The organism is Actinosynnema sp. ALI-1.44 (assembly GCF_001984155.1).
Taxonomy (GTDB): domain Bacteria; phylum Actinomycetota; class Actinomycetes; order Mycobacteriales; family Pseudonocardiaceae; genus Kibdelosporangium.
On the sequence record NZ_MTQO01000054.1, the window covers coordinates 692901 to 709436 of the forward strand.

Here is a 16536-nt window from a genome sequence, read left to right on the forward strand (position 1 = left end):
AGGGAGAGGGGACCATGGCAAACGCAACGGTGGCGGGGACGCCCATCTTCGACGAGCTGCGCGAACTGTTCGGGCAACTCGAGATCGAGGAGCTGATCGGCCACGCCGAAGAGGGCGCTGCCCAGGCCGAGAGCTGAGTTCGGCCCAGGTTGGTTCAGGTCGGGCTCGTTCTGGGGCGCCAGCCCATCGCACGTGAAATGCCGTGACCCGCGGCTCGAACCGCGGGCACGAGCGTGTGTGCGTCTGTTTCGACAGGCACCACGATGGACAACGCCGCGATGACGGTGTTGTTCGCGTCCCGGATCGGTGCCGCGATCGACTGGGTGATCATCTCGATCTGCCGGTCGCTGACCACGTACCCGTCGCGCCTGGCCGCGGCGAGAACCTCCCGCAGCCTGCGGGTCGTGCTGATCGTCCGTTCAGTGAAGCGCTCCAGCGGCACAGCGAAAACACGGTCCCGCACGTCGTCGTCGGCGTGCGCGAGCAGGATCAGGCCGACACCGGTCGCGTGCAGCGGCATCCTGCTGCCCACCCTGGTCAGGATGCTGACCGCGCCGCGTGCGGAGATCCGTTCCACGTAGACGGCTTCCAGATCGTCCCGGACAGCCAGCTGCACGTTCTGCCGTGTGGCCTCGTAGAGGTCCTCGAGAAACGGCATCGCCCGCTCACGCAGGCTCAGGCTGCCCGGTGACAGCGACCCGATCGCCAGCAGCCGCAGACCGATGCGGTAGCGCCCGTCACCGCCCCTGGTCAGGCCGCCCCAGTCGGTGAGTTCGTTCACCAGCCGGTGCGTCGTGCTCAACGGCAGCCCCGCCAGTGAGCTGAGCTCGGAGAGCGTCAGTGCCGGCCTGGTCTCGGAGAACGCGTCCAGCAGCCGGAACACCCGGCTGGACACCGACTCGCCTGTCATGAAGATGAGTGTGCCTTCCGGTGAACGGAAACCAGAGTCCCTGACGTGGTGATTTTCGGTAACCCTTCAGTCATGCGCACTCAGGTGGCCATCGTCGGGGCCGGACCGGCCGGGCTGCTGCTGTCCCATCTGCTCTGGCTGGACGGCATCGACTCGGTGATCCTGGAGACCCGCAGTCGCGAGTACGTGGAGAAGCGAGTCCGCGCGGGCGTCTGCGAACACCCGACCGTCGAGTTGTTGCGCCAGGTCGGGCTCGCCGACCGGCTGGACGCCGAGGGCCTGCCGCACCACGGCATCACCCTGCGGTTCGACGGCGAGGACCACCGGATCGCGCTGACCGACCTGACCGGCCGGTCCATTGTGGTCTACGGGCAGCAGGAGATCGTCAAGGACCTGATCGCCGCCCGGCTCAAGGCGGGCGCGGAGATCCACTTCGAGGTGTCCGACGTCGAGCCGCACGACCTGACCGGCGACTCGCCGAGCGTCACCTACAAGGACGCGGACGGTGTCGTGCGCGAGATCCAAGCCGACGTGATCGCGGGCTGCGACGGGTTCCACGGCGTCAGCCGCCCGTCCATTCCGGACAGCGCGTTGACCGTGTACGACCACGTCTACCCGTTCGCGTGGCTCGGTGTCCTGGTCAAGGCGCCGCCTGCGCACGACGAACTGATCTACGCCAACCACAAGCGGGGCTTCGCGCTGCACAGCATGCGCACCCCCGAGGTCACCAGGCTGTACCTCCAGGTCGACCCGTCGGACTCGCTGGGCGACTGGCCGGACGAGCGGATCTGGCAGGAACTGCACGCCCGTCTGGCCGTCTCCGGCGGGTTCGCGTTGCACGAAGGCCCGATCCTGGAGCGGCTGCTGTCGCCGATGCGCAGCTTCGTCGTCGAACCGATGCGGTACGGACGCCTCTTCCTGGCGGGGGACTCGGCGCACATCGTCCCGCCGACCGGTGCCAAGGGCATGAACCTGGCGATGGCCGACGTCCTGGTGCTGTCCCGCGCGCTCAAGGCGCTGCTGCGCGACAACCGGACGAACCTCGTGGAGTCCTATTCAGACACCTGCCTGCGCAGGGTGTGGCGTGCCGAGCACTTCTCGTACTTCATGACCAGCATGCTGCACCGGGCGCACGACGCCGACCCGTTCCAGCAGCGGCTGCAACTGTCCCAACTGCGGTACACCGCGTCGTCGACCGCCGCCGCCACCAGTCTCGCCGAGAACTACGTCGGCCTGCCGTTCTCGTAGGAGGTTCCCGTTGTATCTACGCGATGCACCTGGCACACACCCGCCGCTGGACAGCCCGGCGTACAAGTCGACCGCGCTGCGGCACCCGTCGCAGCGACCGGTTCTGCTGCCGCAGAAGCTGACCGAGATCACCGGCCCGCTGTTGGGCGAAGGCCGCCTCGGCCCCAACGACAACGACCTGACCGCACACCACGCCGGTGAGCCGCAGGGACAGCGGATCATCGTGCACGGCAGGTTGCTGGACGACAACGGCATCCCGGTGTCGAACTCGCTGGTGGAGATCTGGCAGGCCAACGCGGGCGGGCGCTACAAGCACGTGCGCGACCGCTGGCCCAGCCCGGTCGACCCCTACTTCGACGGCGTGGGCCGGACGTTGACCGACGCCGAGGGACGGTACACGTTCACCACGATCAAACCGGGCGCCTACCCGTGGCAGAACCACGACAACGCCTGGCGTCCGGCACACATCCACTTCTCGGTGTTCGGCCGGTCGTTCACCCAGCGACTGGTGACGCAGATGTACTTCCCGGACGACCCGCTGTTCGGCCAGGACCCGATCTTCAACTCGGTACCCGACCCGGCCGCCCGCGCGAGGATGATCTCGTCCTTCGACATGTCGCGGACCGTGGCGAACTGGGCGTTGGCGTACTCGTTCGACATCGTGCTGCGCGGCAGGGACGCCACGCCGTTCGAGGAAGAGGTGGACGACGAATGACCACGCCTTCCCAGACCGTGGGGCCGTTCCTGTCGATCGGTCTTCCCTGGCCGGACGGGCCGACTGTGGTGCCCGAAGGCACGCCAGGCGCCATCAGGATCGTCGGCACGGTGTACGACGGCGCCGGGCAACCCGTCCCGGACGCGTTGATCGAGACGTGGCAGGCCGACCCGGACGGGCACTTCGACCACCCCGACGATCCGTCTGGCCCGCTGCGCAAGGACTTCCGGGCCTTCGGCCGGTGCCCGACCGAGCCGGACGGCAGCTACTGGATCCTGACCCTCCCGCCCGGCGCGATTCCCGGGCAGGCACCGCACATCGACGTGTCGGTGTTCGCCCGTGGCCTGCTCAACCGGGTCGTCACCCGGATCTACCTCGCCGACGATCCCGCGGATCCGGTGCTGGCCAGCGTCGATCCGGCACGGCGGCACACGCTGATCGCCCAGCCGACCGAGGATGGCTACCGGTTCGACATCCGGTTGCAGGGCGAGAACGAGACGGTGTTCTTCGACCTCTAATCACAGACGTCCGCAACCAATGTGGCTTTCGGTGCGTTCGGCGCAACAAAAGCCACATTGTTTGCACAGTCAACCCAGGCCCTGGGGGAACGCGAAGACCCGCTGCGGGTCGTAGTTCCCGGCCACGGTGAGCAGCCGTGGCAGGTTGGTCCCGTAGTACGCCTGTGCCCAGTTGGGCATGTGCGGGTCGATGTAGTTGACGTACCCGGTCTGGCCGTACTGCCTGCCCACCTCGTCGCGGACGTGCTCGATGGCTTGGCGTGCGGCGGGTTCGTTGCCGTCGACCTGGTGGACGATCTGCATGCTGGCGACGCTCTTGCGATACGGGAACGCGGTGTCGGACTCGCCGACGCGCGCGATGGCTCCACCGAAGCGGTCGAACTGCGTGTACAGGCCCGGGGCGCTGCGCAGCAGCGTTGCCATAGCCGACGTGTCGCGGATCGGTGCGCCGATCATCCGTGATGTGGACACATAGGACCCTCGATCGGGCTGTCCCGCGAAATGCCGCATGGCGTCGAAGTAGTCGTATTGCTTGGTGCGCCGGGTGATCGGCTGAGTACCAGCCAGTTTGGCCAGGTTGTCGATGTACGGCTGAACCCGCGGTTCCTGGCCGACGAAACACCCCGTGACCCACGCGGTCGCATGAGGGTCGCCCGGAACATCCAGGTTGCACCACACCTCGTCCGGGATCGGCCAGGACTGCCAGGCACCGAGCAGCACCGACAGCGCTGCGGCCGGGAACTCCAGCTCGAACACCGTGAGGTCGGTGGCAGGCGCGGTGCGGAACGTGAACGAGGTGACGATGCCGAAGTTGCCGCCACCCCCGCCTCGCAACGCCCAGAACAGGTCTGGTTCGTTCGTGGCTGAGACGGTTCGCAGCACGCCGTCGGCGGTGACGATCCGGGCTGAGCCGAGCCGGTCGCACGTGAGGCCGTACTTGCGTGCCGTGACACCGATTCCGCCGCCGAGGGTGAGACCGGCGATGCCCACGGACGGGCACGTGCCACCGGGCAGGGCCCTGCCGGAGCGGGCCAGCGCCGAGTAGACGTCGATCAGCCGGGCGCCCGCGCCGATCGTGGCGGTGCCGTCCCGGTTGACGTCGACGGTGGACAGGTCACGGAGGTCGACGACGAGGCTACCGTCCCGTGTGGAGTATCCGGCGTAGCTGTGCCCGCCGCTGCGTGCCGCGATCGGTGCCCCCGTCGCCGCCGCGAACTCGACGCACGCCTGCACGTCCTCGGCCCGGGCGCATCGGGCGACCGCGGCCGGGCGTTGTCCATCGTGGAGTGTGAAGTAGCCCTGGCTGGCGTTGGGGTAACCCGGATCCCGCGGCAGGTGCAGCGCTCCGGTCAACCGGGTGCGCAGCCGCTGCCAGTCCGGTGGTGCGGCCGTGCCGAAACCGGTCACGGCCGCACCGAGTCCGAAAAGGATTCCACGTCGGCTCACTGTCATGATTCTCGACGGTAACTACGGTTCTCTTACTCCGCGAGCGATGCGTCCAGCGTGATCGTGGTGCCGGACAAGGCCTTGGTCACCGGGCAGGTGCGCTCGGCGGTGGCAGCGAGCTCGGCGAACTTGTCGTTGTCGAGCCCGTCGACCTTGGCGGTCAGCGTGATCGCGATTCCGCTGATCTGGAAGCCGCCTGCCGGGTCCGGGCCGAGCGTGACCTCGGCGCTGACGTCGAGGCTGGTTGCCGTGAAGCCCGCGGCCTCCAACGTGCCGGAGAGGTTCATCGCCAGGCAGGACGAGTGCGCGGCGGCGATCAGCTCTTCCGGGCTGGTCTGGCCATCCGGGTTGCCCGCGCGGGTCGGGAAGGACACCGGGAACTGCCCGGCGTTGGACGAGTCCAGGGTGACGGTGCCCTTGCCCTGCTGCAGTCCGCCTTCCCAGTGGGTGGTCGCGTCGCGGCTCGGCATGTCAGTGTTCTCCTTCTTGTGGGGGTTCGGCTTGTGGCGGTTCGGCGCCTCGGGCGGATTCGGTGATGCCACGCAGCAGTCGCATCAGGGTGCTCAGGGACTGTTCGTCCAGACCCATCGCGCACGCGATCGCAGGCGGGATCCGCAACGCGCGTTCGCGCAGTGCGATCCCGTCCGCTGTCAGGCTCACGACGACGCTCCGCTCGTCGCCCGCCTGCCGTTCGCGTCGCACCAGGCCGCGCGTCTCCAGGCGCTTGAGCAGCGGGGAGACGGTGCCGTAGTCAAGGTGCAGTGCGCTGCCGATCTGCTTGATCGGCAGGTTGTCGCGCTCCCACAGCACCAGTAACACGAGGTACTGGGGATATGTGAGGTCCAGTTCGGCCAGCAGCGGCCGGTACACGTCGGTGACCGCCCTGGACGCCGCGTACAGCGCGAAGCACGCCTGCCTGTCGAGCAGCAGGTCGCGTGGGTCAGGTTCGGTCATGCCAAAAACATAGCTCGCGATTACATCGTGCGCAAGGTGTCTCGTTGGAAGTGCCAGACGACCAGCTGCGGCCCCGTCGCGGCGTGCGCCGCCTCCGGGACCAGTGCGGCGAGCGACCACGGCCACACATCCCACGGACCGATCTGGTCGGCCTTCGGACCTGGCGCCGAGTCCGCCTTCGGCTCCTCGCAGCCGCGCAGCGTGAGACCAGCGGCCAGCGCCGCGCGCAGGTAGTCGCCCATCGAATGGCGGTAGGTCACCAGCCTGTGCGGTTCGTTGCCGGGGCCGCGGACGGTGGGGATCGAGCCGCGCAAGATCCCGTCCGGGTGAATGTCGGCGACGACGAGGTGCCCGCCCGGCCGCAGTGCGCGGGCGAACTCGGCGAATATCGGCCGCAGGTCGGGGTTGTGGGTCAACGCGAGCCCGCACACGATCAGGTCGACGTCCTCGACGGGCAGGTCGTGCAGTTCGCCGTGCCGGAACTCGCTGCCGGGCAAGCGCTTGCGGGCCAGGTCGAGCATCTCGGGCGAGCTGTCCACGCCGATCACGCGGTGTCCCCGTTCGGCGAGGAACTCCGCGTACCTGCCGGTGCCGCACGCCGCGTCCAGTGCCGTGCCGACCGGGAGCCGGTCGACGATCCGCCGCACGATCGGCAAGTCGATCGCGAAGGCCGCGTTCGCCGGGTCGTCGTAGGTCGCCGACCAGGTGCGATAACCGTCCACTGTGTCCACAGTGGTCACGTCGACCGGTCGCGTCAGCCGTTCGTCGGCGAGCAGGTCGCGCACCTCGGCGAGTCTGGCCTCGATGAACTCCCGGTCGTGTTCGCCGATGAAACCCTGCAGCAGCGCGATGCCCTCCAAGCCGATGACGTACGCCAACGGGTGTTCGTGGATCTTGTGAGCCATGGGCCGGATGCTGCCAGCAGCGGGCCGCACTGTCGTGTGAATTGCCGATCACGCGTACGCACTCGGGGTGGTCACGTGTTATCGCACTGTTATCCCGATCGGCGACCGAGTATCGGGACGCCGTTGCGCCATGCGCGACATTGCAGGCAGGCTGTGTGAAGGACCAATTCGCCGACACGCTGGCCGGGATATCCCCGGCCGCGCGTGCCGCGAGACTTTCACCCACAGCAGCTGGATGCGCCATGGGCTGGTGTCACTGACAAACGGGATGGTCACCACGGGGGGCTTTGGTGACCAGCCCGTTCGTCAAATGGGGCATCGCGCTGGATGATCGGAGTGTTACGCGTCGGTATGAGCAGATGTGAAAAACGCACCGGTAGGCCGTGACAGGTGCGTCGGGGACTAATGACGGAACTCACTATGCCGCCTGGCTGCTGGTAACAACGATTGCAGCCATGAACGAGGAGTACGAGGCCTACTGCATGGCGGATCCGTCGTTCTACGACGCGATGCACTCCGAGCAGACAGCCGGTGAGTCGTTCGCAAGCGCCGACCGCCCATTGCCGGACGGGTGGACGCTGCACGAGCAGGACGACTGGTTCGTACTCAATCCCGGTCCGCGGGACACCCCGCTGCAAGGCTGGAAGATCCACGCGTCGGCCACCGTCGACAACGCCGAACGGGTGATCGACGAGATTTTCGACTACTGCGTCCCGCGCGGCATCCAGTTCAAGTTCCTCAGGTCACGCTCCGCACTGATCTCCCGGGTCTCCAAATACGCTCCGCGAGGGTTCAGCGGCAAGCTGGTCACGATCTACCCGCTCGACGACACCGAGTGCGAACGGATTCTGACCGAGCTGGGCGAACTGCTCGACGGTGAGCCGAGCCCGTACATCCTCAGCGATCTCCGCTGGGGCAAGGGCCCGCTGTACGTCCGCTACGGCGCCTTCGCCAACCGGTACACAGTGGACGAAACCGGTGAGGTGGTCGACGCGATCGCCCAGCCGGACGGGACGCTAGTCGCCGACCGGCGCGGGCCGGTGTTCTACACCCCACCGTGGGTCGCGCTGCCCGGTTTCCTCCAGCCGCACATGGACGCCCGCAATGCGGTGACTGTCCAAGGGCTGCCGTACACGTTCGACAGCGTCGTGCACTTCTCCAACGGTGGCGGGATCTACGTCGGCACGGACACCAGGACCGGCAGCAAGGTCGTGCTCAAGGAAGGCCGCCCGCACGCCGGGCTGGACTCCTGGGGACACGACGCCGTGCGCAGGCTGGAGCGGGAGCACGCCGTCCTCCGCAAGCTCGCGGGAATTCCCGGTATCCCTGAGGTCTACGACCTGTTCTGGTTGGGCGAGCACCGGTTCATGGTGATGGAGTACGTCGAGGGCGACGTGCTGTCCAAGGCGATCACCATGCGGTACCCGCTGATCGACCCGGCCGCGACGGACGCCGACTACGCGCGGTTCACCGACTGGGCGGTGAAGATCCACCGCCAGGTCGAGCAGGCGATCACGGCCGTGCACGAGCGCGGGATCGTCTACGGGGACCTGCACCTGTTCAACATCATCGTCCGCGAGGACGACACGATCGCCTTGCTGGACTACGAAGTCGCGGCCGCCGAGGACGAGGCGATCCGACCGGGACTCGGCAACCCGGGGTTCACCTCACCGCGCTCGGTCACCGGTTTCGGCATGGACGACTACGCGCTCGCGTGCCTGCGGCTGGCGATGTTCCTGCCGATGACGAACCTGTTCAGCCTGCACCGGGTCAAGGCGCGGCAGTTCGCCGAGATCATCACCGAGCACTTCCCGGTGTCCCAGGAGTTCCTGGCCAAGGGCGTCGACGTGATCGTCCCGCCGGACACCCCCGCGACACCCAGCCCGGTCCTCCCGACGGACACCGCCGACTGGCCGGGAGTGCGCGACGACATGGTCCGCTCGATCGTCGCGAGCGCGACGCCTGACCGGGACGATCGGCTGTTCCCCGGTGACCCCAGGCAGTTCGGCGTCGGCGGTCTCGGCCTGGCGCACGGCGCCGCGGGAGTCCTGTACGCCCTGTCGGTCACCGGTGGGTATCGCGAGGAGCGGTTCGAGCAGTGGCTCGTCAGCCGGGCGAAGAACCCGGCAGGCGGTTCGCGGGTCGGTCTGTTCGACGGGCTGCACGGCGCCGCGTTCACCATGGAACACCTGGGCTACCGGCAGGAAGCACTGGACACTCTGGACATCTGCCTGCGGGAGAAGTGGGAGTCGTTCGGCCCCGACCTGCTCACCGGGCTGTCCGGGGTCGGCATCAACCTGCTGCACTTCGCCGACCGCACGGGAGAACCGGCGCTGCGCCGGGCCGCGCTCCGGGCGGCCGAGCTGGTCGCGGACCGGCCGGACGACGAGGACGACTCCGGGATCAGCGGTGGTGTGCACCCGCATGCCGGGCTGTTGCGTGGCCGCGCGGGGCAGGCCCTGCTGTTGATACGCGCCTACGACGACACGGGCGACACGAACTTCCTTGACCGCGCCGCCAACGCGTTGCGTCAGGACCTGAAGCGCTGTTTCCTGCGGGACAACGGTGTCCTGGAGATCAACGAGGGCTGGCGGACGATGCCGTACCTTGACGGCGGCAGCGTCGGCCTTGGTATGGTCATCGACGAGTTCCTGGCCCGCAGGCACGACGACCAGTTCGCCGAGGCCAACCGCGGCATCGAAGCGGCCGCCACGTCCACAATGTACATCCTGCCCGGACTGTTCACCGGGCGCGCCGGGATCCTCGCCTACCTGGCCGGCCGGTTGCCCGGCACGGATCCGTTGGTCGGCAAGCAGATCCGCAACCTGGCGTGGCACGCGCTGCCGTACGCGAACGGGATGGCCTTCCCCGGCACGGCGCTGCTGCGCCTCTCGATGGACCTGGCCACCGGCACCGCCGGTGTGCTGCTCGCGGTGGGAATGGCTCTGCACAACGAGCCCGCCCACCTGCCGTTGCTGGCACCGAGGCGCCGCACGGCTCCACAGACCCCCGCGCCGACCGGCACGGGTTCGCAGTAGTCCCCCGACACAAGGAGTAGACGAGATGTCTGTTCTTGACCTGCAGGGCATGGAAGCCGCGCCGCAGACCGGTGGCCACGGTGGTGGCAGCTCCAACAGCGGCCACAGCTGCCCGAGCAACCTGAGCCTCACCCTGTGCAACGGCGGCTCCGGCCTGTCGCTGCTGATCTGCCACTGATTTCCACCAGCGGTAGGTAGCTGAGCACGCGCGACTCCGGGACGACTGTCGCTCGCCCCGGGGTCGCGCACCAACTATAGGAGCACCCGGGTGACGACTTTCGGCGCCATCGCCAGGCACGGAGGCCGCTGGCTTCCGTTGATCGGCGCATCCGCCCTGGTCGGCACCGTGGGCATGCTCGCTTTGCCGACCGTACTCGGCAAAGCCGTTGACGCGATTGTTACCGGCAGCGCGGTCACCACTTGGCTGGTCGCCGCCGCGGTGCTGATCGCGGTCGGGGTCATCACCGACCTCGTCGATTCCTTCGCTGGCGTGGCGTGCGTCGCGAACACCACAGCGTGGTTGCGCGAACGCCTGGTCCGCCACCTGCTCGCGGCCGGCCCCGATCGCGGCTTCGACACCGGTGACCTGGTCACCCGTGTGTCCGGGAACGCCGTGGACGCCGCTCAGGCGGGCCCCGCGGTGGTCACCGTGTGGATGGCGGTGCTGCCTCCTGTCGGCAGCCTCGTCCTGCTCGTGGTGATCGACCCGTGGCTCGCGGTCGCCTTCCTCGGCGGCGTCGGGCTGGTCGCGTTGGTGCTGCGGGCGTTCACCCGCCGGACAGCCCGCGTGATCACCTCGTACCAGCAGGTGCAGGGCCGGATCGCGGCGCGGCTGACCGAAGCGCTGGCTGGTGCGCGCACGATCGCGGCGGCCGGAACGCTGCACGATGAGAAGCGCCGCGTGTTGCGCGAGTTGCCCGCGCTGCACGACCAGGGAATGGCAAGCTGGCAGGTGCTCTCGCGTTCGGTCGGGCAGGCGGGCGTGGTCGGTCCACTCGTGACGGTCTCGGTGCTGGCCGCCGGTGGCGTCTCGTTGCTGAACGGCCGCATCACCCCCGGTGAGCTCTTCGCCGCGCTGCAGTACGCGGCACTCGGCGCCGGTCTCGGCGGCATGACGAGCGTCTTCAGCCGCCTTGCCAGAGCCAAAGCCGGTGCCGGCCGGGCCGCCGAGGTGTTCGACGTCCAGCCGCCCGGCCACGGCGAGCTGTGGCTCAGCGAAGGCAAAGGGCGGCTCGAGTTCAGGAACGTCACCGTCCACAAAGGTGAGACGAAGGTCCTCGACGGCGTCACCATGACGTTGCCGGGTGGCAACGCCATCGCCGTGGTCGGCCGGTCCGGCGCGGGGAAGTCGACCCTCGCAGCGGTGGCGGCGCGGCTCGTGGACCCGGACGACGGTCAGGTCCTGCTCGACGACGTCCCCATGAAGTACCTGACACACAAAGACTTGCGTACCGCGGTCGGGTGTGCTTTCGAACGCCCGGTGCTGGTCGGCGGAACAGTCGCCGACGCCGTTGGCATGGGGCGCGACCTGGAGCTTGTCCGGTCGGCAGCCAAGGCGACCCACGCGCACGAGTTCGTCAGCCGCCTGCCACACGGGTACAACACGCCGCTCGCCGAAGCGCCGATGTCCGGTGGAGAGGCGCAGCGGCTCGGTCTCGCGCGGGCGTGGAACGCCGAACGCCTGCTGGTGCTGGACGACGCGACGTCCAGTTTGGACATGGTGACCGAGATGCGGATCGGCCGGACGCTGACCGCCGACGACGGCCACCGCACCAGGCTGATCGTCACCCATCGGGTCGCCACCGCGGCGAACGCCGACATGGTGGTCTGGCTGGACTCCGGCCGTGTCCGCGCGCTCGGCCCCCACGCGAGCCTCTGGCAGGACCCGGAGTACCGGGCAGTGTTCGGGGCGGCGGAGTGAAGCGAGAGATCCGGTTCGGCACCGCGGCGCTGCGCGCCGGTCCCGTCTTCGCGTTGATCGGCTGGTCGATCCCGGAGGCGATCCCCGCGGCCGTGTCCGGCCTCGCGGTGGCCCACGCCGTCGACGACGGGTTCCTGGCCGGGCGGCCGGTTGTCGGGTTCGCCTGGCTGGCCGGGCTGATGGTGGCCGCGGTGATCGGCTCGATCGGGTCGCGCCGGGTCTTCCAGCGGCTCGGCGAGCTGGTCGAACCCTTCCGCGACGACCTGGTCGGCAGGGTCGTCGGCAGCGCCTTGTACAAGAGCGTTTCCGGGCAGCCCGACGAGGGCGCGCTGGCCCGGCTGACGCGGCAGGTCGAGATCGTCAGGGACACCTTCGCCGGGTTGATCGTGGTCATCCGGAGTTTCCTGGTGACCCTGGTCGGCGTGGTCATCGGCCTGGTGTCGCTCGCCCCGGTGATCGTCGTGCTGATCCTGCCGCCGTTCCTGATCGGCTTCGCCGCGTTCCTGGCCACACTCGGGTTCGCCGCGGCCAAGCAGCGCGCGTCCGTGCTGGCCGACGAGCGGCTCGCCGCCACAGCGGGATCAGTGCTGGCCGGGACGCGTGACGTGGTGGCGTGCGGTGCGGAGACGCACGCCGCCGCCATGGTGTCCGGTCCGATCCAGGCCCAGGCCGACGCCGAGCGGGCGATGGCCAGGGTCGCCGCGCTGCGCACGGTGTGCTTCGCCGTCGGCGGCTGGCTGCCGTTGATCGTGCTGCTGGTCGCCGGGCCGTGGCTCGCCGGACAGCACGGCCTGACCGCCGGTCTGATCATGGGTGGACTGACCTATGTCGTGTCAGGCCTGCAACCCGCGCTGCAGTCGGTGATCGCGGGGGTCGGCGGCAGCGGTCTGCGGTTCGTGGTCACGCTCGGCCGGATCCTCGACGAGACGACGGCGCCGCCGGTCGAGTTCCAGCCCCAGGCCGACCGGCGCGGCGACGACCTGATCCTGCGGGACGTGACGTTCGCGTACGGGCCGCACGCCGAGCCGGTCCTGCGTGACCTGGATCTGACCGTGCTGGCGGGCGACCACCTCGCGGTCGTCGGTCCGAGCGGTATCGGGAAGTCCACGCTGGCGAGCCTGATCTGCGGGCTGCGTTCCCCGGACTCGGGGACGGTTCGGTACGGAGGTGTGCTCGCCACCGAACTGGGCGCGGCCGACCGGGTGCTGATCCCGCAGGAGGCCTACGTGTTCACGGGCTCGTTGCGGGACAACCTGACCTATCTGCGCAGCGACGCGACCGACAGCATGATCGACAACGCGGTTGACGCCGTCGGCGCACGTGATCTGGTCGAGAGGGTCGGCGAACAGCTGGATCCGGCGACGTTGTCGGCGGGGGAGCGGCAGTTGATCGCGCTGGTCCGGGCGTACCTGAGCCCAGCCAGGTTGGTGGTGCTCGACGAGGCCACGTGCCATCTGGACCCGGTGGCCGAACGCCGTGCCGAGGAGGCGTTCGCGCGGCGGGGCGGAACGCTGGTCGTGGTCGCACACCGGATCAGCTCGGCGCGCCGTTCCGAGCGGATCCTGGTCCTCGACGGGGTCAGTGCCGCCGTCGGCGACCACACCTCTTTGGTCCGGCGATCACCGCTGTACCGGGACCTGTGGGGCAGTTGGGATTCACAACCAACCCGCCTCGCGCACGATCCGGATCGCGTCGATCCGGGTGCGGGCACAGGTTTTGCTCATCACCTTGGACAAGTAGTTCCGCACAGTTCCCTTGGACAACGAGAGCCGGGACGCGATCTCCGGTCCGGAGGCGCCGTCGGCGGCTAGCCGGAGCACCTGCAGTTCACGGGGGGTGAACGGGTTGGGCCCCGCGGCCAGTGCGGCGACCGCCAGGTTGACGTCGACGACCTGGGAACCCCGTGCGGCACCCCGGATCGCCGCGAGCAGCCGTTGCGCTGAGGCGTTCTTGTCGACCAGGCCGAGCACCTCGGCGGTCAGCGCGCGCTGGACCAGACCGGGCGGCCTGGCCGCGGCCAGGGCGACGACCTGGGTGTGCGGCATTCGGGAACGCAGCTCCGGAACCATCGTCAGACCTCGCGTGCAGGGCTGGTCGACGTCGATCACCACGACGTCCGGCCGCATCCTGCTGGCGATCGGGACCACGTTGTCATCGCATTTCAGGTCGGCGACCACCTCCATGTCGTGCTGGTCTGATAACAGTGTCGCGAGTGCGTCCCGTAACAAGTCCATGTCGACGACGAGCAGCACTCGGATGACACCCGGCACGTCGGCCGGGCAATCGGTTGTCACTGGGCTGACTTGCGGCTCTGCCGTCATTCGTCCTCCCTCTCCTGAGCTCCTGGCGAGCTCCCCACGCGATCCGTAGATACGGGCTGGGCATATGGCCGTTACCGGCGCACCGTTGGGTCGGAACTTGGCTCATACGAACGGAGTAATCAGGCAAATAATCAACCGGCGATTTGCCTGGCTGGCAGGGGTGCGTAACGCCGATTCGTTGTGCCATTGGTGCATTCGGCGAGGCTCTCCGAACCGGCCGTGAATTTGCGCGATGTCGTTGACAACTTGCTTTAGTTAGGGCGTTGAACTTATTATCGCCGCATCTGGCACTGGCGCCAGCTGGAGTGAGGGTGGACAGACATGCGAACCCTGCGAAGCACTGTCGGCCTGGTCCTACTGCTCACCGCCGTCCTTGCGCAGGCGCCTACGGCGTCCGCGGACGCGGTGGTCCGAGCGGTCGCGGCTGACGTTCACCTCTTCTACTACCCGTGGTACGGCAGCCCGGCGGTACACGGCGCCTACCGGCACTGGCCGCAAGGCGGCCACACCCCGCCCGACGACGTCGGTGCGGACTTCTACCCCACGCTCGGCGCGTACGACTCCGGCGACACCGCGGTGATCGACCAGCACATGCGGATGATCCAGCAGTCCGGCGCGGGCACGATCGTGACGAGCTGGTGGGGACGAGGCTCCTATGAGGACAGTGCGGTACCCGCGCTGCTGTCCTCGGCGACACGGTACGGCATCAAGGTCGCATGGCACCTTGAGCCGTACTCCGGCCGTACCGCCGAGTCCACCGTCGCGGACATCGGCTACATCAACTCGAAATACGGGGGCAGCCCGGCGTTCTACCGCGCGGCCGCCTGGGGGAACCGCGGCGCGTTCTACGTCTTCGAAAGCCTGCGGATCACCGACTGGACCGCGCTGGAGCAGGTCAGGGCGAGCAGTATCGTGCTCGCTCAGACGACCGACGCGTCCCGCGTGGCCCACTTCGGCGGTATGTACACCTACGACGGCATCGCCGGGGCGACCGCTCCCGGGTGGAAGAACGCATCGGACTTCTGCAAGGCCAACGGTTTGGTGTGGGCGCCGTCCGTGGCACCCGGCTACATCGACGACCGCGCCGTGCCGGGCAACACCACCCCGACGGTGGGCCGTGACAACGGCGCGATGTACGACAGGCAGTGGGGCAACGCGCTCGGCGTCAGTCCGTCGTGGGTTTCGGTGACATCCTTCAACGAATGGCACGAAGGGTCGATCATCGAACCGGCCAGGTCGAATCCGCCGTCCGGGCACGGGTATCTGACCTACCAGGGCGCGTACGGCCGGACAGGTGCCGCCGCGGAAACCGCCTACCTGGACCGTACCCGTCACTGGGTCGGCCAGTTCACCGCCGGAGCTCCAGCAAACCCGTCGCCGCGGACCGCGGCGAAGCCGACCCGCGCAGCGTCACCCCGCGCGTGGCAGCGGTCGGCCCGAAGCTGGTGATCGCCGAGTCGCTGGAGAAGGACACTGTCGGCGACGCGATGTTCAGGCCATTGTGGATGAAGCTGCTGCCGCTCACCGAGCCAAGACGGTGACGAGGGCGTCGGTCAGTTCGGCCGCGTACCGGCCGTCGGGGTCCAGGTCCGGGTCGTAGATCGCCAGGTTCGCCCCCACGCACTTCTCGTGCGCCAGCATCGGCCGCAGCAAGTCGACCAGTTCGCTGTACCGCAGTCCACCCGGGTCCGGGGCGTCGGCGGCTGGCATCACCTCGATGTCCAGGACATCCACGTCCAGGTGCAGCCAGAACCCGTCCAGCGCGGTGAGATCCGCCAACGCACTGGCCGCGACCGAGCCTGCCCCCTGCGCCTGGATCTGCGAGGACGTCCACGCCGTGATCCCCGCTTCGGCGAGGTTGGGGACGTCCTCGTCGTCGTCGCGGTGGCCGAGGACCACGATGTCACTGTCCTGGACGTACGGTCCGTGCCCGTCGATGTCGGTCACGTCCGCCTGGCCGCGTCCAGTGGCCAGCGCCAGCGTTTCCGCTGCGGCGGCACCAATCCGGCCGGCTTGACTCGCCCGCAGGAAGTCCGCACTGCCGTCGAAGTACGCCAGTCCATAACGGCCACGCTGGCGAAGGGCGAGCACCGGAGCGAGCATGATGCTGCAATCCCCGCCCAGCAACACCGGGAATTCCCCGTTGTCCAGCAGCCCGGCCACGCGGTCGGCCAGTCGCGCTGTGTACTCGGCGATCCCCGCTGCGTTGAACAGGCCTTGACCGCTGGACCACTCGGCGATGTCGTAGCGCGGTGGCACCACGTACCCGGCGTCGCGTGCGCCTATCCGGTTGAGCAGTCCCTGGTCCCGGAGCGCGCCCGCCATCTTGTAGCAGCCGGGGACCACGCCCGGTGCGGGCATCCTGAGTCCGAGGTTGGACGGTGCGTCCAGGACGGCCACGGGTTTCATCCACTACCCCCAGTGCTTCGGTTCGCGCCCGGGGATCATATGCCGGAACGGCACTCGCACGCCCGGTGAGTGCCGTTCCATGTCGTTCTGGGCAGGACGCCGATGAGAGTGGGCGCTGTGCCCGGTGCAGGGGATCCGGCACAGCGCCCGG

General features: G+C 68.6%; 15 protein-coding genes and 1 pseudogene. 9 read left to right on the forward strand and 7 right to left on the reverse strand.

Going from position 1 to position 16536, the window contains the following annotated elements; genetic code table 11:
- Nucleotides 1-14: 14 nt before the first annotated feature.
- The gene (locus ALI144C_RS58595; protein ID WP_269086746.1) at nucleotides 15-137 is read left to right on the forward strand and encodes a hypothetical protein; all 123 of its coding nucleotides are present in this window, start codon (nucleotides 15-17) and stop codon (nucleotides 135-137) included.
- Nucleotides 138-154: 17 nt separating this feature from the next.
- Here the strand turns inward: ALI144C_RS58595 and ALI144C_RS50175 are convergent, their stop codons facing one another.
- Nucleotides 155-910, reverse strand: coding sequence for an IclR family transcriptional regulator (locus tag ALI144C_RS50175; RefSeq protein WP_076994346.1), 756 nt, complete (start codon nucleotides 908-910; stop codon nucleotides 155-157).
- Nucleotides 911-982: 72 nt separating this feature from the next.
- Here ALI144C_RS50175 and ALI144C_RS50180 point away from each other — a divergent pair, with 72 nt between their 5' ends.
- From ALI144C_RS50180 to pcaG, 3 genes are read left to right on the forward strand one after another with little or no spacing between them, the layout of a single operon-like run.
- Nucleotides 983-2158: a 4-hydroxybenzoate 3-monooxygenase gene (locus tag ALI144C_RS50180; protein ID WP_076994347.1), complete on the forward strand. Its 1176-nt coding sequence runs from the start codon at nucleotides 983-985 to the stop codon at nucleotides 2156-2158.
- A 10-nt stretch (nucleotides 2159-2168) separates the two neighbouring features.
- A complete protein-coding gene (gene pcaH, locus ALI144C_RS50185; RefSeq protein ID WP_076994348.1) occupies nucleotides 2169-2873 on the forward strand; it encodes a protocatechuate 3,4-dioxygenase subunit beta in 705 nt (234 codons plus the stop codon).
- Entirely contained in the window at nucleotides 2870-3391 is a 522-nt protein-coding gene (pcaG, locus tag ALI144C_RS50190; protein ID WP_076994349.1) for a protocatechuate 3,4-dioxygenase subunit alpha, read from the forward strand. Before pcaH ends, pcaG begins: the two co-directional genes overlap by 4 nt.
- A gap of 69 nt (nucleotides 3392-3460) precedes the next feature.
- Here the strand turns inward: pcaG and ALI144C_RS50195 are convergent, their stop codons facing one another.
- The 4 genes from ALI144C_RS50195 to ALI144C_RS50210 are packed head-to-tail and all read right to left on the reverse strand — an operon-like array spanning nucleotide 3461 to nucleotide 6696.
- Nucleotides 3461-4843, reverse strand: a complete 1383-nt coding sequence (locus ALI144C_RS50195) for an FAD-binding oxidoreductase (protein WP_076994350.1) — start codon at nucleotides 4841-4843, stop codon at nucleotides 3461-3463.
- 26 nt (nucleotides 4844-4869) lie between these two features.
- Complete coding sequence (locus tag ALI144C_RS50200; protein WP_076994351.1) at nucleotides 4870-5307, reverse strand: OsmC family peroxiredoxin; 438 nt, start codon at nucleotides 5305-5307, stop codon at nucleotides 4870-4872.
- A gap of 1 nt (nucleotide 5308) precedes the next feature.
- Nucleotides 5309-5791 (reverse strand): MarR family winged helix-turn-helix transcriptional regulator, encoded by a 483-nt coding sequence (locus ALI144C_RS50205; RefSeq protein WP_076994352.1) that lies wholly within the window; start codon nucleotides 5789-5791, stop codon nucleotides 5309-5311.
- A gap of 20 nt (nucleotides 5792-5811) precedes the next feature.
- Nucleotides 5812-6696 (reverse strand): class I SAM-dependent DNA methyltransferase, encoded by an 885-nt coding sequence (locus ALI144C_RS50210; RefSeq protein ID WP_076994353.1) that lies wholly within the window; start codon nucleotides 6694-6696, stop codon nucleotides 5812-5814.
- Between the two features lie 455 nt (nucleotides 6697-7151).
- Here ALI144C_RS50210 and lanKC point away from each other — a divergent pair, with 455 nt between their 5' ends.
- The 4 genes and pseudogenes from lanKC to ALI144C_RS59285 form a co-directional block, all read left to right on the forward strand.
- Entirely contained in the window at nucleotides 7152-9734 is a 2583-nt protein-coding gene (lanKC, locus tag ALI144C_RS50215; protein WP_076994354.1) for a class III lanthionine synthetase LanKC, read from the forward strand.
- Nucleotides 9735-9759: 25 nt separating this feature from the next.
- Nucleotides 9760-9912, forward strand: coding sequence for a SapB/AmfS family lanthipeptide (locus tag ALI144C_RS55065; RefSeq protein WP_143231394.1), 153 nt, complete (start codon nucleotides 9760-9762; stop codon nucleotides 9910-9912).
- A gap of 90 nt (nucleotides 9913-10002) precedes the next feature.
- On the forward strand, nucleotides 10003-11655 hold the full coding sequence (locus ALI144C_RS50220; protein ID WP_076994355.1) for an ABC transporter ATP-binding protein: 1653 nt from the start codon (nucleotides 10003-10005) through the stop codon (nucleotides 11653-11655).
- An 809-nt stretch (nucleotides 11656-12464) separates the two neighbouring features.
- Nucleotides 12465-13091: pseudogene (locus tag ALI144C_RS59285) on the forward strand (ATP-binding cassette domain-containing protein); the annotation flags it as partial.
- 219 nt (nucleotides 13092-13310) lie between these two features.
- Here ALI144C_RS59285 and ALI144C_RS50230 read toward each other — a convergent pair.
- The gene (locus ALI144C_RS50230; protein WP_076994357.1) at nucleotides 13311-13976 is read right to left on the reverse strand and encodes a response regulator; all 666 of its coding nucleotides are present in this window, start codon (nucleotides 13974-13976) and stop codon (nucleotides 13311-13313) included.
- A gap of 321 nt (nucleotides 13977-14297) precedes the next feature.
- Here ALI144C_RS50230 and ALI144C_RS50235 point away from each other — a divergent pair, with 321 nt between their 5' ends.
- On the forward strand, nucleotides 14298-15425 hold the full coding sequence (locus ALI144C_RS50235; RefSeq protein ID WP_083754083.1) for a glycoside hydrolase family 99 protein: 1128 nt from the start codon (nucleotides 14298-14300) through the stop codon (nucleotides 15423-15425).
- A 72-nt stretch (nucleotides 15426-15497) separates the two neighbouring features.
- Here ALI144C_RS50235 and ALI144C_RS50240 read toward each other — a convergent pair whose 3' ends face one another.
- On the reverse strand, nucleotides 15498-16385 hold the full coding sequence (locus tag ALI144C_RS50240) for an arginase family protein (protein ID WP_076994358.1): 888 nt from the start codon (nucleotides 16383-16385) through the stop codon (nucleotides 15498-15500).
- Nucleotides 16386-16536 lie beyond the last annotated feature (151 nt).